The following is a 14172-nucleotide window of genomic DNA, read 5'->3' as shown; positions in this document are numbered from 1 at the left end:
GTACAACGTTGGAAGGAACGGCAGTTGGCATGAGAGCACGGCTCCCGGCCGCTGTCCAGGGTCATGACAAACGCCCTCGTGGAAGAGGCGCACATCGATGAAAGGGAGATCCCTTGCGGGTCAGCCTGAAGGACGTCGCCGAGCATGCCGGCGTCTCGATCAAGACCGTCTCGAACGTCGTGAACAACTATCCGCACGTCACCCCGGGCATGCGGGCCAGAGTCCAGGAAGCCATCGACGAGCTGGGCTACCGACCGAACATGACGGCCCGTCACCTGCGCAAGGGACGTACGGGCATCATCGCCCTCGCCGTGCCGGAGCTGGGCAACCCGTACTTCGCGGAGCTGGCCGGGGCCGTCGTCGACGCGGCCGCGGAGCACGAGTTCACCGTGCTGCTCGACCACACGCGTGGCGACCGTGAGCAGGAGGTGCTGGTCAGCCAGGGTTTCCGGGCCAATGTGATCGACGGGCTGATCCTCAGTCCGCTGGAGCTGGAGTCCGAGGACCTGCGCGGCCGCACGGACGACGTGCCTCTGGTGCTGCTCGGCGAGCGCGAGTACGACCTGCCCTACGACCACATCGCGATCGACAACGTGGCGGCGGCACGGACCGCGGTGCGCCATCTGCTGAGCCGCGGCCGTACCAGGATCGCCTATCTGGGGGCCCGCACCGACTCGGCCAACCGGCCCGCGCATCTGCGACTCGCAGGCTGGCGGGAGGAGTTGACGGCGGCGGGGGTGCCCGCGCCCGACAGCCTGGTGGTGCCGGTCGGCGGCTGGGACCGTGCGGAGGGCGCACGGGCGATGGCCCGGCTGCTGGACTCCGGGGTACGCCCGGACGCGGTCTTCGCGTACAACGACCTGGTCGCGATCGGTGCGATGCGCGTACTGCACGAGCGGGGGCTGCGGGTGCCGTGGGACGTGGCGGTGGCCGGGTTCGACGACATCGAGGAGGGGCGTTTCGGGGCGGTCACGCTGACCACGGTCTCGCCGGACAAGCAGGCCATCGCGCGGATGGCGGTGGCCTCGCTGCTGCGCACCCTCTCGGGCCGTGCGGAGCCCGGCGGACGTGAACTCACCGCGGAATTCCGGCTGATCGAGCGGGAGAGCACTCTGGGCCGACGCTGACGGGATTCGGACGGAAGGGTTTACAGCACCCTTCCAACGATGTAAAAACCTCCCCTGAACGCCGTGCACACCGAGCTGACCGCAAGAGCCGATCATCCCCGGGAGCGCTCCCAGCGCCGGGGCCGCGCCGTTTGGGGACTCCATGAAGCCGATCGCACCTCTCCGCCGTACCTCTGTCAGGACCCTCCTCGCCACCGGCCTCGTCACGAGCCTCGCGCTTGTCTCCGGATGCGCCAAGTCCGAGGACTCGGCGGACAAGAACAGCAGTTCCGCCGGCCAGGGCGGGTCGGGGCAGGTCGTCGCCTCGCCGGACTCGGGTTCCGGACCGACCTGCACGGTCGACGCCTACGGCGGCAAGAAGCTGGACCTCAAGACCGCCACCGTCGGCTTCTCGCAGTCCGAGAAGGAGGCCAACCCCTTCCGGATCGCGGAGACCGCGTCCCTCAAGGCCGAGGCCAAAAGGCGGGGCGTGAAGCTGCTGACGGCCAACGCGCAGTCGCAGTTCTCCAAGCAGATCAGCGATGTCCAGGACCTCATCGCCAAGGGCGCCGACCTGCTGGTGATCGCGCCGCTCAACTCGGACGGGTGGGAGCCGGTGCTGCGCACCGCGTCCGCCAAGCACATCCCGATCGTCACCGTCGACCGCAAGATCAACGCCACCGCCTGCAAGGACTATGTGAGCTTCATCGGCTCCGACTTCGTGGAGCAGGGCAAGCGCGCCGCGGACCGGATGATCGAGGCGACCGGCGGCAAGGGCGAGATCGCCATCCTGCTCGGCGCCGCGGGCAACAACGTGACGACCGAGCGCACCCAGGGCTTCGAGGACCGCCTCAAGGAGAAGGCGCCGGGCCTCGAGGTCGTCTTCAAGCAGACCGGCGAATTCGCCCGGGAGAAGGGCCAGTCGGTCACCGAGAACCTCATCCAGTCCAAGCCGGGCATCAAGGGGATCTACGCCGAGAACGACGAGATGGGCCTCGGCGCCGTCAACGCTCTGAAGGGGGCGGGCAAGAAGGCCGGCGCCGTGAAGATCGTGACGATCGACGGCACGCGCAACGCCGTACAGGGCATCGTCGACGGCTGGATCGACGGGGTCATCGAGTCCAATCCGCGCTTCGGACCGCTCGCCTTCCAGACCCTCGACACCTTCACCCAGGGCGGCAAGGTCGCCCAGGACATCGTCATCGAGGACAGCGCCTACACGACGGCCAACGCCAAGTCGGACCTCGGCAAGGCCTACTGACGTGCTGTCGGTGACCGGCCTGTCCAAGACCTTCCCCGGCGTGAAGGCCCTGTCGTCCGTGGACTTCACGGCCCGCGCCGGGGAGGTGCACGCGCTCATCGGCGAGAACGGCGCGGGCAAGTCGACCCTCATCAAGGTCCTCACCGGCGTCTACCGGCCGGACGAGGGCGAGGTGACGTACGACGGCTCCCGGGTGCGCTTCGCCACGCCTCTGGAGGCACAGCACGCGGGCATCTCCGCCATCTACCAGGAGGTCAACCTCGTCCCGTTGATGAGCGTGGCCCGCAACCTCTTCCTCGGACGGGAGCCGCGCGGGCGCCTCGGCCTCATCGACTTCCGGCGGATGCACCGCGCGGCGGACGAGGCGCTGCGCGGCCTGGGTCTGCGCGTCGACGTGCGCAGGCCGCTGCGTGAACTGGGCGTCGGCGCCCAGCAGATGGTCGCCCTCGCCCGCGCCGTGTCGGTCGACGCCCGGGTGGTCGTCATGGACGAGCCGACGTCCTCGCTGGAACCGCGCGAGGTGCGCACCCTGTTCGAGGTGATCCGGACGCTGCGCGAGCGCGGTATCGCGGTGCTCTACGTCAGCCACCGTCTCGACGAGCTCTACGAGATCTGCGACATGGTCACGGTGCTGCGCGACGGCAAGGTCGTCCACACGGGACGGATCGCCGACCTCGACCGGCTGCGGCTCGTGTCGCTGATGCTGGGACGGGAGATCGGCGAGGTACGGAGCGAGGGGCTCACCAAGTTCACGGGGAGCCATCAGGCCGAGGCCGACCCGGTCCTGGTGGCAAGCGAGCTGACGGTCCGTCACCAGCTGCACGGCGTTTCCCTGTCCGTCCGTCCCGGTGAGGTCGTGGGCCTGGGCGGACTGCTCGGATCGGGCCGCAGTGAGACGGCGAAGGCCATCGCGGGGGCGTTGCCCACGGACTCCGGCCGGGTCACGGTGGCCGGCGTCCGGGTGCGCGGCGGTTCGACGCCCGCCGCGATCCGCGCGGGCATCAGCCTGCTGCCCGAGGACCGCAAGGCCGAGGGGATCGTGCCGGGGCTGTCCGTCCGCGAGAACATCGCGCTCGCCGCGCTGCCGGGCCTGTCCCGCTTCGGTCTGGTCGACGAGGCGCGCGTCGACCGGATTGTCGACACCTTCATGAAGCGGCTGCGCATCAAGGCGGCGGGCCCCGGCCAGAAGGTCGGCGAACTGTCCGGCGGCAACCAGCAGAAGGTCCTGCTGGCGCGCTGGCTGGCCATGCACCCCAAGGTCCTGCTCCTGGACGAGCCGACCCGTGGCATCGACGTCGGAGCCAAGGCGGAGGTGCAGAAACTCATCGACGAGCTCGCCGACGACGGGCTCGCCGTGCTGCTGATCTCCTCCGACACCGAGGAGCTGATCGAAGGGAGCGACCGGGTGGTCGTCCTCAAGGACGGCGCCGTCGTCGAGGAACTGACCGGCGACGCCGTCACCGAGGACCGGCTGATGCGCGCCATCGCGACGGCGCCCGCCGGGCCGGGAAGCGCCACGGCCACGGGAGGCCCCGATGAGTGAGCTGTCGCTCGGGCGGGTGGCCGGGGACCGCGACCGGCTGCTGCGCCTCCTCCAGGAGTACGGCGTCTACGCGGGCGTCGCGGTCCTGCTCCTCGCGAACCTCGCCTTCACCCCGCACTTCCTGTCCGCCGAGAACTTCCGCACCCAGGCCGTCCAGGTCGCCCCGGTCCTGATCGTCGCGCTGGGCATGGCGCTGGCGATCGGCAGCGAGGGCGTCGACCTGTCCGTGGGGGCGGTGATGGCCCTGTCCACCTCGGTCCTGTCCCTCTATCTCGGATACGGCCCCTGGTTCGCCGCGCTGGTCGCGCTGCTCGGGGGTGTCCTGGTCGGCGTCGCGAACGGTGCCCTGGTCGCCTTCGTGGGGGTCCAGCCCATCGTCGCGACCCTCGCGCTCATGGTCGCCGGACGCGGCCTCGCCCTGGTGCTGCTCCCCCAGCTCAAGGACGTCCGCGACCCCGGCATGGCGGCCCTCGGCTCGGGCGATGTGCTCGGCGTCCCCTATCTGGTGCTGATCGCGGCGGCGCTCGCGCTGGTCGTCGCCTTCGTCGTCCGCCGCACGACGTTCGGCCGGCAGCTGCTGGCCATCGGCGACAGCCGTCCCGCGGCCCGGCTCGCCGGGCTGCCGGTGCGCCGGGTGCTGATCCTGGTGTACGTCTGCTCCGGCGTCCTCGCCGCGATCGCCGGCGTGCTGGCCACGGCGCGTCTCACCGCGAGCGATCCGACCTCGCTCGGCAATCTGATGGAACTGTCCGCGATCACCGCGGTCGTGGTCGGCGGCACTCCGCTGAGCGGCGGGCGGATCCGCATCGGCGGCACGGTCGCCGGCGCGGTCCTGATCCAGCTGCTCACCACCACCCTCATCAAGCACGATCTGCCGCCGTCGTGGACCCAGATCGCCCAGGCCGTGGTGATCGTCCTGGCCGTCTACGCGGCACGGGAACGGGGGAAGCGATGACGACCGATCTCACGGACGCGGAGAAGCCGGTACGCCCGATGAGCACACCCGACGAGGAACCCCTGGGTGCGAGCCGCTCCGAGCGTCTGAGCGCCCTCGCGCAGCAGCACGGCGCGCTGGTCACGCTGGCCGTCGCCATGGTCGCTGCGTCGCTGAGCTTCGACACGTTCCTGACCGGCGACAACCTGGAGAACATGGCGCTGTCCTCCGCGTTCCTCGCCGTGGTCGCGCTCGGGATGACCTTCGTGATCGTCACGGGCGGCATCGATCTTTCGGTGGGCTCCCTGTTCGCGCTCGGCGGGGTGCTGGCCGCCTGGGGCTCGCGGTACGGAACGCTGGTCGCGCTGCTGCTCCCGCTCGCCGTGTGCGGACTGATCGGTCTGGTCAACGGCCTGCTGATCGCCCGCGCGCGGCTGGCACCCTTCATCGTCACGCTCGCCGCGATGCTGGGCGCCCGGGGCATCCTGCTCTCGGTCACCGACGAGGGGTCGACCACCTATCTCGTCGACAAGGAGTCGTTCTTCGCCACGCTCGGTCAGGGCACCTGGCTCGGCATCGGCGTGCCCGTCTGGATCACCGTCGCCCTGTTCGTGCTGGGCGCCGTCGTCCTGCGGCGCACCCGGTTCGGGCAGTACGTGTACGCGGTCGGCGGCAACGAGGACGCGGCGGCGCTCATGGGCGCCCCGGTGGCCCGTACGAAGATCGCCGTCTACACACTCTCCGGCCTGTGCGCGGGGCTCGCCGGCGCGCTCAACGCGGCCTGGCTCGTGTCGGGCGTGACGATCCTCGGCTCCGGCATGGAACTGGAGGCGATCTCCGCGGTGGTGATCGGGGGCACGCTGCTCACCGGCGGATTCGGCTTCCTCAGCGGCTCGTTGGCCGGTGTCCTGCTCCTGAAGGTCATCCAGAACGTCATCAACCAGATCGGCTCGCTGGACTCGGCGTACCAACAGGTCGTCAGCGGCGCCTTCCTGGCCGTCGTGGTCGTCGCGCAGACCTGGCTGGGGCGCAGGCGGCGGGTGCTGTGACGCGCCCGCCGCCCCGCTCGCCGTCGGCGCCCTAGGGCACCCGCTGCCCCTTCCCCAGGGCAATCACTCCGCCCTTGGAGACCGTGTAGAGCTCGGTGTCCCGCTCCGGGTTGACGCCGATCGTCGCGCCCGGCGGTACCTGGACGTTCTTGTCGAGGACCGCGCCGCGCACCACCGCACCGCGGCCGATGTGGACGTTGTCGTGCAGGACCGAACCCTGGACGACGGCGCCCGGGTCGACGACAACGCCCGGTGACAGGACGGATCTTGTGACCTGTCCCCGGATGAGGCAGCCCGCGCTGATGATCGACTCGCTGGCGATGCCACCGGCGTTGAAGCGCGCCGGCGACAGCTGCCCGGAGTGGGTGTAGACGGGCCAGCTGCGGTTGTAGAGGTTGAAGGCGGGACGCTCCGCGATCAGGTCCATGTGGGCGTCGTAGTACGCGTCCAGGGTCCCGACGTCACGCCAGTAGCCCTGGTCCCGGGTGGTCTCGCCGGGCACGTGGTTGTCGCTGAAGTCGTACAGCTGCGCCTCGCCGCGGTCGGTGAGCATGGGCAGGATCGAACCGCCCATGTCGTGCACCGAGTGCTCGTCCTCGGCGTCCCGCTGGAGGGCCTCTATCAGGGCCTTGGTGGTGAAGATGTAGTTGCCCATCGAGGCGAAGACGCACTCCGGGTCGTCCGGGAGGCCCGGCGGATCGGCGGGCTTCTCCAGGAAGCCCTGCACGGTCTGCCCGTCGGAGCCCGGGCTGATCACGCCGAACGAGGAGGACTCCTCGCGGGGCACCCGTATGCCCGCGACGGTCACGCCGGCTCCGCCCTCGATGTGCCGGCTCAGCATCTGCCGCGGGTCCATGCGGTAGACGTGGTCGGCACCGAACACGGCGATGTAGTCCGGCTGTTCGTCGTGCACGAGGTTGAGGGACTGCAGGATCGCGTCGGCACTGCCCAGGTACCAGCGCGGGCCGAGCCGCTGCTGCGCCGGCACCGGCGTGACGTAGTTGCCGAGGAGGCTCGACATCCGCCAGGTCGTCGTCACATGCCGGTCCAGGGAGTGCGACTTGTACTGCGTCAGGACGCAGATGCGCAGGACGTCGGCGTTGACGAGGTTGGAGAGGACGAAGTCCACGAGACGGTAGGTCCCGCCGAAGGTGACCGCGGGTTTCGCGCGGTCCGCGGTGAGGGGCATCAGACGTTTGCCCTCTCCACCCGCCAGTACGATTCCCAGCACCGAAGGTCCACCGCGCCGCATGCCGCCGCCCCTCTACACCCGGTCGGGCCGCGCCCCGCAGCGGGCCGGCCCCTGGTTCCGAACTTCACCTGTCCGAATGACTACCCCGGTTTGCGGACTTCCTCGTACAGCTGGACGGTCCGTCTGGCCACCGCGTCCCAGCCGAACTCCCGCACCGCGCGCTCCCGTCCGGCCTCGCCCATCCGCCGGGCGCCCTCCGGGTCGGCGAGCACCGAGTCCAGGGCCCGCGCGAGCCGCGCCTCGAAGTCGCCGTCGACCGCCACGAGCAGGCCCGTACGACCGTCGTCGACGACCTCGGGGATGCCGCCGACCCGGGAGGCGACCACGGCCGTACCGCACGCCATCGCCTCCAGATTGACGATGCCGAGGGGCTCGTACACGGAAGGGCAGACGAACACCGTCGCGTGCGTGAGGAGTTGGATCACGTCGGGGCGGGGCAGCATCTGCGGGATCCAGTGCACTCCCGCGCGTACGGCGCTCAGCTCCTGGAAGAGATCGCGGAACTCCCGGTCGATCTCCGGGGTGTCGGGGGCGCCGGCACACAGCACGACCTGGGCGGCCGGGTCGATGTCCCGCACCGCGCGCAGCAGGTGGGGCACGCCCTTCTGGCGGGTGATGCGGCCGACGAACAGGATGTACGGGCGGTCGGGATCGATGCCGATGCGGGTGAGGACGTCCGTGCCGTGGTCCGGCTGGTAGAGGGAGGTGTCGATGCCGTTGTGCACGACGCGCACCTTGGCCGGGTCCAGGGCCGGATAGCAGGTGAGGATGTCCTCGCGCATCGCGCCGGACACGGCGATCACGGCGTCCGCGGCCTCCACCGCGGTGCGCTCCGCCCAGCTCGACAGGGCGTATCCGCCGCCGAGTTGCTCGGCCTTCCAGGGGCGCAGCGGCTCCAGGGAGTGTGCGGTCATCACGTGCGGGATGCCGTACAGGAGCTTGCCGAAGTGGCCGGCGAGGTTGGCGTACCAGGTGTGCGAGTGGACGAGTTCGCGGCCTTCGAGGGCGGCGGCGATGGAGAGGTCCACGGAGAAGGTGCGCAGGGCGTCGTTGGCACCGTCGAGCGTGGGCCAGGGGCGGTGGCGTACGACGCCGCCCGCGCCGCCCTCGCCCCAGCAGTGCACGTCCAGGTCGACGAGAGGCCTCAACTCGCGGGCGAGGAACTCGACATGGACCCCCGCACCGCCGTACACATCAGGCGGATACTCCCGCGTCAGCAGTCCCACTCGCACACAGAACTCCCCGTCGTTACGGCTGGTGTCCCTCATGGTCACCCAGATGCGGCTCCTGGGGAAGGGCGCGGGGTTCCGGATCGGTCCGGCGGCCCGGCGGGCGGTCGAAGCAGCAGTCACCGCACAGTCCTCCGCCCGGCACGCGGTAGTAGAGACAGCAGCTGCGGCGGCGGAGCGTGGCGGCGTCCAGGGTGCCGGACAGGTCGGGATGCGCGAACAGCCCGGCGCCGAGGGCGCGGGCGCGGTCCGCCGCCTCCGGCCGGTCGTTCGCGTGGGCCCAGCGGCCGAGCTGGCGGACGGTGGCGGCGAGCGCGGATCCGGCGTTGCCCCGGAGCAGGCGCGGCGAGACCGCGTACCGGGCGCGCAGAGCGGCAGCCAGCGGCACCAGGTGCCCTTCCCGTACGACCTCGTCGATCGCCGTGACAGGCAGCGCGCGCACCTCGGCGAGCCAGAGTTCGTCCGGTGCGCCGCCGTCCGGATCCCAGTGCAGTGACCGCGGGTCGAGGTCGGGCACGCGCCCGTACAGCACGGCGGCGCCGAGCGTGACCGACCACAAGCGGGCCGCGAGCGCCTGGTGCGCCACCGACGCCGCGACACGGGTCTCGGACACCCGGAGGTTTTTCGCAACTTTTCGGACACGGAAAGTTAACGGATCTCCGTAAACATCGTGGTGTGAGGTGACCGGTGCTCGCGCGTACGCCCGTGCGAGGGTCGGCAGCGGCCCGCGCGGCGGTACTCCGGTGCGTAGTACGAAGAAGCCGCCGAGCGGGGTCAGCGCTGCCAGTTCGGGGTCGAGGTCCACGAAGAGCAGTAGTACCAAGGCCCCTAGGGGTCGGCACCAGGGGGGATCCCCCCTGTGTCACCCACCTTGGGTAGGACAGAGGCCGCGTACTACTCCATCGGCAGTAGGACTCAATGCCTGCTCAGGGACGACGACGTAAGCCGTTTCGCGAGGCATCGTAGTAACCATGGAAGCCGACCGTTCCGCGCGCCGGGCACAGCGCCCCCGCCGCACGCAGAGGAGGGACTCATGAACGCCCTCACCCTGTCCGTGCTGCTCTCGCTCGTTTCCGCCGTGGCCTACGCGGGCGGGGCGATCGTGCAGGAGCGGGTCGCCGTGACTTCTCCCGACCAGACGTACGCCCCGCTGCACCGGCTGGGCTGGTGGGCCGCCGTGGCGCTGAACGGCCTCGGTGCCCTGCTGCACGTGGTGGCGCTCGCCTACGGCCCGCTGAGCCTGGTGCAGCCGCTGGGTGCGCTGACCATCGTGTTCGCGCTGCCGATGGCGGCCCTGTTCGTGGGCCGCAGGGCCGGCGCGACCGCCTGGCGCGGCGCGATCATGGCGACGGTCGGTCTGGCGGGCCTGCTGTCCGTGGTCGGCACGTCCGAATCGCAGTCCCTGAGCAACGCCCAGCGGGTCTTCGTGGCCCTGGTGACCGGCGGCGCCGTGGTGACGCTCATGGTGGCCGCCCGCGCGGCACACCGGCACCCGGCGGTGCGCAGCGTGCTGCTCGCGGTCGCGGCCGGTCTGGCCTTCGGCATGGCGTCGGTGTTCACGAAGACGGTGGCGGTGGACTGGACCGGCGGTGTCTCGTGGGCCGACCTCCCGTCGCTGGCCGTGATCGCGGTCCTGGCGGCGGCCGGCATGCTGCTGTCGCAGGCCGCCTACCGCGGCGGCGGACTCGCGGCGCCGCTCGCCACGCTGACAGTCGTGAACCCCGTGGTCGCGGCGGCCGTCGGCATCACGATGTTCGGCGAAACCTTCCGCTACGGCACCACGGGCACGCTCCTAGCCCTGGGCTGCGGGGTCGTCGCCGCGGGCGGTCTGATCCTGCTCACCACCGAGCGGCTGGGCGGCGCCCGCCGTCCGGAGCGGCTGCCGGAGCCGGCGCCGGCCCCTGTCGCCCACCCGGTGACCGGGACTCCGGCCCTGGGCACCGCGGTCGACCTGGACGTGCTCCGGCCGTCGGGCCGGACACCGGTGGACGGACTGGAGGCGAGCGTGCTCAAGGAACTGCTCGCGCGGCTTCCCGAGCAGCCCGTCGACGCCGTCCACGAGACCGTCGTGATCCCCGCCCCGGCCGGCCTGACCACCCCGGAGAACTCGCCGGGGGCCCAGGAGGAGTCCGTCGAACTGACGGGTCACTACCGCCCCTTCTACGGCGGACCGTACGTGCCGCTGCCACGCCGGAACCACCGGCGTACCCGCGTCAAATCCTGACGCCGCCCGTGCGCAGATAGGCGACCGGGTCGACATCGCTCCCGAAGCCGGGCCCCGTCCGCACCTCGAAGTGCAGATGCGGGCCCGTGCTGTTGCCCGTGGACCCGGAGCGCCCTATGCGCTGCCCGCCCACCACGTTCTGACCCGCCTTCACGGAGATCGCCGAGAGATGGGCGTACTGCGTGTAGCGGCCGTCGGAGTGGCGGATCACCACCTCGTATCCGAACGAACCGCCCCAGCCCGCGCTGACGACATGGCCGGCCCCGACCGTCTTCACGGACGTGCCGGTGGGCACGGGGAAGTCGACCCCGGTGTGGTAGCCCTTCGACCAGGACGAACCGGCGGCACGGTAGGGCGTTCCGGTCGACGCGTTCACGGGGGCGACGAGGGTGTGGGTCGTTTTCGTCTTGACGGTGTCCGAGGAGGACTTCTTCGGGGCGGTCTTCTGGGCCGGGCTCTTCTTCGCCGCGGGCTTCCGGGTCGGGGTGGCCGCGTCGTCGGCCCGTGCGGGCGCCTTGGCGCGCAGGTTCAGCCGCTGGCCGGGGATGATCAGGTCCGGATCGGAGCCCACGGTGGTGCGGTTCGCGGCGTACAGCTCCTGCCAACCGCCCCGGACATGCCGGGAGTCGGCGATGCCGGAGAGGGTGTCGCCGTGCAGGACGGTGTACATCTCCGCGGTGCCGGCCTGCGACTGGGGCGTGGTCTGCGGCTGTACGTCTCGCACGGTGCGCTTCTTCGCCGGCGTCGAACTGCCCGAGGTGTGCAGGTCCGGGGTGTCACCGCCCCGGGTGAGACCCGCCCGCACGGAGCACTCCGGCCAGGCGCCGGGCCCCTGGCCCTTGAGCACCTTCTCGGCGATGGCGATCTGCTGGTCCTTGGTGGCCAGATCCGCGCGCTGGGCGTAGCGCCCGCCGCCGTACGCCTCCCAGGTGGACTGGCTGAACTGCAGGCCGCCGTAGTAGCCGTTGCCGGTGTTGATGCTCCAGTTGTCGGTGGACTCGCAGGCCGCCACCTTGTTCCAGGTGTCCACGTCGGCCGCGTCGGCCACGCCCGCCCCGACGAGGGGGATCGCCATACCGGCGCCGCCTGCCGTGACGGTGAGTGAGGCGCGGTTGATCCTGCTCGGCTGATACCGGCGGTGCCGGCCGCTTGCGGCCATGAAGAAGCCCCCCATCGACACGCGTCAGGAGCGGCAAAAGTATGCGCGCCGAACAGGCCATGACAAGACAGCAATCAGCCGTGCTGTGCCGCTCCCGGCGGTCGGATTGCCCCCTGTTGCCATGTCTCGTCCGCGCGGAAAGTGGGCCTCTCCGGGCGGTGCCCCCCGACATGGCCGAGACTGGCTTCTGCCTGGTGGTGTCGGCCGATGAGGCACCCGCGGTTCTTCTGCGTACCCATCGTCGGTGAGTCAGGATGGCCGAGGGCGATACTGGCGAGCACGACCGGCATTACCGATTACAGGATCTCTTGGGAGCCAACCTATGAGCACTTCAGCGCAGATCGGCGTCACGGGTCTCGCGGTCATGGGCCGCAACCTCGCCCGCAACTTCGCGCGCAATGGCTATGCGGTCGCCCTGCACAACCGGACCGCCGCAAAGACGCACGCCCTGGTGAAGGAGTTCGGGCACGAGGGCGACTTCGTGGCGGCCGAGACCGCGAAGGAGTTCGTGGCGGCGCTGGAGCGGCCGCGGCGCCTGGTGATCATGGTGAAGGCCGGCGACCCGACCGACGCGGTGATCCGGGAGTTCGCGCCGCTCCTGGAGCCCGGCGACATGATCATCGACGGTGGCAACGCGCACTTCGCGGACACCCGGCGCCGGGAGCGCGAACTCCGCGAGCAGGGCATCCACTTCGTCGGCACGGGCATCTCCGGCGGCGAGGAGGGCGCGCTGCACGGGCCGAGCATCATGCCCGGCGGCTCGAAGGAGTCGTACGACTCGCTCGGCCCGATGCTGGAGAAGATCTCCGCGAAGGCGGAGGACGGGGCACCGTGCGTGACGCACGTCGGTCCCGACGGTGCCGGGCACTTCGTGAAGATGGTGCACAACGGCATCGAGTACGCGGACATGCAGCTGATCGGTGAGGCCTACCAGCTGCTGCGCGACGTGGCCGGCTACTCCCCCGCCCAGATCGCGGACATCTTCCGCACCTGGAACACCGGCCGCCTCGACTCGTATCTGATCGAGATCACCGCCGAGGTCCTGTCGCACGTGGACGAGGCGACCGGTAAGCCCTTCGTCGACATCGTCCAGGACCAGGCCGAGCAGAAGGGCACCGGCCGCTGGACCGTGCAGATCGCGCTGGACCTCGGCGTCCCGGTGTCCGGCATCGCGGAGGCGGTCTTCGCCCGCTCCCTGTCCGGCCACGCCGACCTGCGGGCCGCCTCGCGGGGGCTCGCGGGACCGAAGGCCGCGAAGCTCGGCGAGGGCGAGGCGGCCGCCTTCGCGGACCGCGTCGAGCAGGCGCTGTACGCGTCGAAGATCGTGTCCTACACGCAGGGCTTCCACGAGGTCAGCGCGGGCAGCGAGGAGTACGGCTGGGACATCGACCTGGGCGCTGTGTCCGCCATCTGGCGTGGCGGCTGCATCATCCGGGCCGCGTTCCTGGACCGCATCCGCGCGGCCTACGACGCCCGCCCCGACCTGCCGAGCCTGCTGTCCGACGAGACGTTCGCGCAGGAGATCGCGGCAGCGCAGGACAACTGGCGCGAGGTCCTCGTCGCGGCGACCCTCCAGGGCGTGCCCACGCCCGGGTTCGCCGCCGCCCTCGCCTACTACGACGCCCTGCGCGCCGAGCGCCTGCCGGCCGCCCTCACCCAGGGCCAGCGGGACTTCTTCGGCGCGCACACCTACCGCCGCACGGACCGGGAGGGCTCGTTCCACACGCTGTGGGGCGGGGACCGCTCGGAGGTCGAGGCGTAGCGAGGGGTCCGGCATGACGGTGGCCCGGTGCGGAATTCTCCGCACCGGGCCACCGTGCTGATCGGGCCGGTGCGGAATGTTCGGCACCGGGCCACCGCGCTGATCGGGTCCCTCCTGGCCGTCCGCTACGTGAGCGGCCCCGGCTGCGGCTGCGGTTCCGGCACGGGGTCGGGTCCCGGCGGCTTCGGGACCGGCGACGGCGTGGGCGGCTGCGGAGTGGGCGCCGGCCCGGGGCCCGGGCCCGGAGTCGGGGTCGGGTTCGGCGGGACCGGGTCGGGATACGGGCCGGGCGTGGGGGCCGGCGGTACGGGGTCGGGGAACGGGTCGGTCATGCTGTCCTCCAGCCAGTCGGTTCATCGGCCCTGGACTTGTCCCCCGCCTACCCGGCCCGAGCGCCCTCAGTCACCCCGTCGCGCCACGGAAGGGGCCCAGGTGGGCCCAAGGGGACGTTGGTGACTTCGGCGAGGCCCCCAGCGTGGCCCGCCGACACCCGCCCGCGCCCTGCTTCCGCGCCCACCGCGAGACCCGGGCGGGGGCTCGACAGGACCCAGGAGCGGCGACCGCTGCGAGGCCTGGCGGGTGCGCCTCGGCGCCTGGCGTTCGTGTACGACGTGCGCGGGCACCGCGAGACCCAGCAGGGCCTGGACAGGACC

Annotated in this window: 11 protein-coding genes; 7 read left to right on the top strand and 4 right to left on the bottom strand. The window is 71.1% G+C overall.

Annotated elements, in window-relative coordinates:
- Positions 1–113: 113 nt before the first annotated feature.
- The 5 genes from ACFWM2_RS03080 to ACFWM2_RS03060 all read left to right on the top strand — a co-directional run bounded on the left by ACFWM2_RS03080 (position 114) and on the right by ACFWM2_RS03060 (position 5893).
- On the top strand, positions 114–1127 hold the full coding sequence (locus tag ACFWM2_RS03080; RefSeq protein WP_383272360.1) for a LacI family DNA-binding transcriptional regulator: 1014 nt from the start codon (positions 114–116) through the stop codon (positions 1125–1127).
- 142 nt (positions 1128–1269) lie between these two features.
- Positions 1270–2367 (top strand): ABC transporter substrate-binding protein, encoded by a 1098-nt coding sequence (locus ACFWM2_RS03075; RefSeq protein ID WP_383272358.1) that lies wholly within the window; start codon positions 1270–1272, stop codon positions 2365–2367.
- Position 2368: 1 nt separating this feature from the next.
- Positions 2369–3910 carry a sugar ABC transporter ATP-binding protein gene (locus ACFWM2_RS03070; RefSeq protein ID WP_383272356.1) on the top strand — a complete coding sequence of 514 codons (1542 nt, stop codon included), beginning with the start codon at positions 2369–2371 and terminating at the stop codon, positions 3908–3910.
- Positions 3903–4865: an ABC transporter permease gene (locus tag ACFWM2_RS03065; protein WP_383272354.1), complete on the top strand. Its 963-nt coding sequence runs from the start codon at positions 3903–3905 to the stop codon at positions 4863–4865. The genes ACFWM2_RS03070 and ACFWM2_RS03065 overlap by 8 nt, the downstream gene beginning before the upstream one ends.
- 38 nt (positions 4866–4903) lie before the next feature.
- Positions 4904–5893, top strand: coding sequence for an ABC transporter permease (locus ACFWM2_RS03060; RefSeq protein ID WP_383274102.1), 990 nt, complete (start codon positions 4904–4906; stop codon positions 5891–5893).
- A gap of 31 nt (positions 5894–5924) precedes the next feature.
- Here ACFWM2_RS03060 and glgC read toward each other — a convergent pair whose 3' ends face one another.
- The 3 genes from glgC to ACFWM2_RS03045 form a co-directional block, all read right to left on the bottom strand.
- Positions 5925–7145: a glucose-1-phosphate adenylyltransferase gene (gene glgC / locus ACFWM2_RS03055; RefSeq protein ID WP_383272352.1), complete on the bottom strand. Its 1221-nt coding sequence runs from the start codon at positions 7143–7145 to the stop codon at positions 5925–5927.
- 80 nt (positions 7146–7225) lie between these two features.
- Positions 7226–8377 (bottom strand): glycogen synthase, encoded by a 1152-nt coding sequence (gene glgA / locus ACFWM2_RS03050; RefSeq protein WP_383274099.1) that lies wholly within the window; start codon positions 8375–8377, stop codon positions 7226–7228.
- 16 nt (positions 8378–8393) lie between these two features.
- Positions 8394–9197 (bottom strand): (2Fe-2S)-binding protein, encoded by an 804-nt coding sequence (locus ACFWM2_RS03045; protein WP_383272350.1) that lies wholly within the window; start codon positions 9195–9197, stop codon positions 8394–8396.
- 210 nt (positions 9198–9407) lie between these two features.
- Here ACFWM2_RS03045 and ACFWM2_RS03040 point away from each other — a divergent pair, with 210 nt between their 5' ends.
- Positions 9408–10598: a DMT family transporter gene (locus ACFWM2_RS03040; protein WP_383272348.1), complete on the top strand. Its 1191-nt coding sequence runs from the start codon at positions 9408–9410 to the stop codon at positions 10596–10598.
- Here ACFWM2_RS03040 and ACFWM2_RS03035 read toward each other — a convergent pair.
- Positions 10588–11757 (bottom strand): transglycosylase family protein, encoded by a 1170-nt coding sequence (locus tag ACFWM2_RS03035; RefSeq protein ID WP_383272346.1) that lies wholly within the window; start codon positions 11755–11757, stop codon positions 10588–10590. The genes ACFWM2_RS03040 and ACFWM2_RS03035 overlap by 11 nt on opposite strands.
- 322 nt (positions 11758–12079) lie before the next feature.
- Here ACFWM2_RS03035 and gndA point away from each other — a divergent pair, with 322 nt between their 5' ends.
- The gene (gene gndA / locus ACFWM2_RS03030) at positions 12080–13519 is read left to right on the top strand and encodes an NADP-dependent phosphogluconate dehydrogenase (RefSeq protein WP_383272344.1); all 1440 of its coding nucleotides are present in this window, start codon (positions 12080–12082) and stop codon (positions 13517–13519) included.
- Positions 13520–14172 lie beyond the last annotated feature (653 nt).

This window comes from Streptomyces sp. NPDC058371 (assembly GCF_042723265.1).
GTDB lineage: Bacteria > Actinomycetota > Actinomycetes > Streptomycetales > Streptomycetaceae > Streptomyces.
This window is presented reverse-complemented; position numbering and strand designations above follow the sequence as displayed.

Coding starts and splice junctions, on each gene's coding strand:
- ACFWM2_RS03040 (WP_383272348.1), top strand. CDS start 9,408: ATGAACGCCCTCACCCTGTCCGTGCTGCTCTCGCTCGTTTCCGCCGTG.
- gndA (WP_383272344.1), top strand. CDS start 12,080: ATGAGCACTTCAGCGCAGATCGGCGTCACGGGTCTCGCGGTCATGGGC.
- glgC (WP_383272352.1), bottom strand. CDS start 7,145: ATGCGGCGCGGTGGACCTTCGGTGCTGGGAATCGTACTGGCGGGTGGA.
- ACFWM2_RS03060 (WP_383274102.1), top strand. CDS start 4,904: ATGAGCACACCCGACGAGGAACCCCTGGGTGCGAGCCGCTCCGAGCGT.
- ACFWM2_RS03075 (WP_383272358.1), top strand. CDS start 1,270: ATGAAGCCGATCGCACCTCTCCGCCGTACCTCTGTCAGGACCCTCCTC.
- ACFWM2_RS03035 (WP_383272346.1), bottom strand. CDS start 11,757: ATGGCCGCAAGCGGCCGGCACCGCCGGTATCAGCCGAGCAGGATCAAC.
- ACFWM2_RS03065 (WP_383272354.1), top strand. CDS start 3,903: ATGAGTGAGCTGTCGCTCGGGCGGGTGGCCGGGGACCGCGACCGGCTG.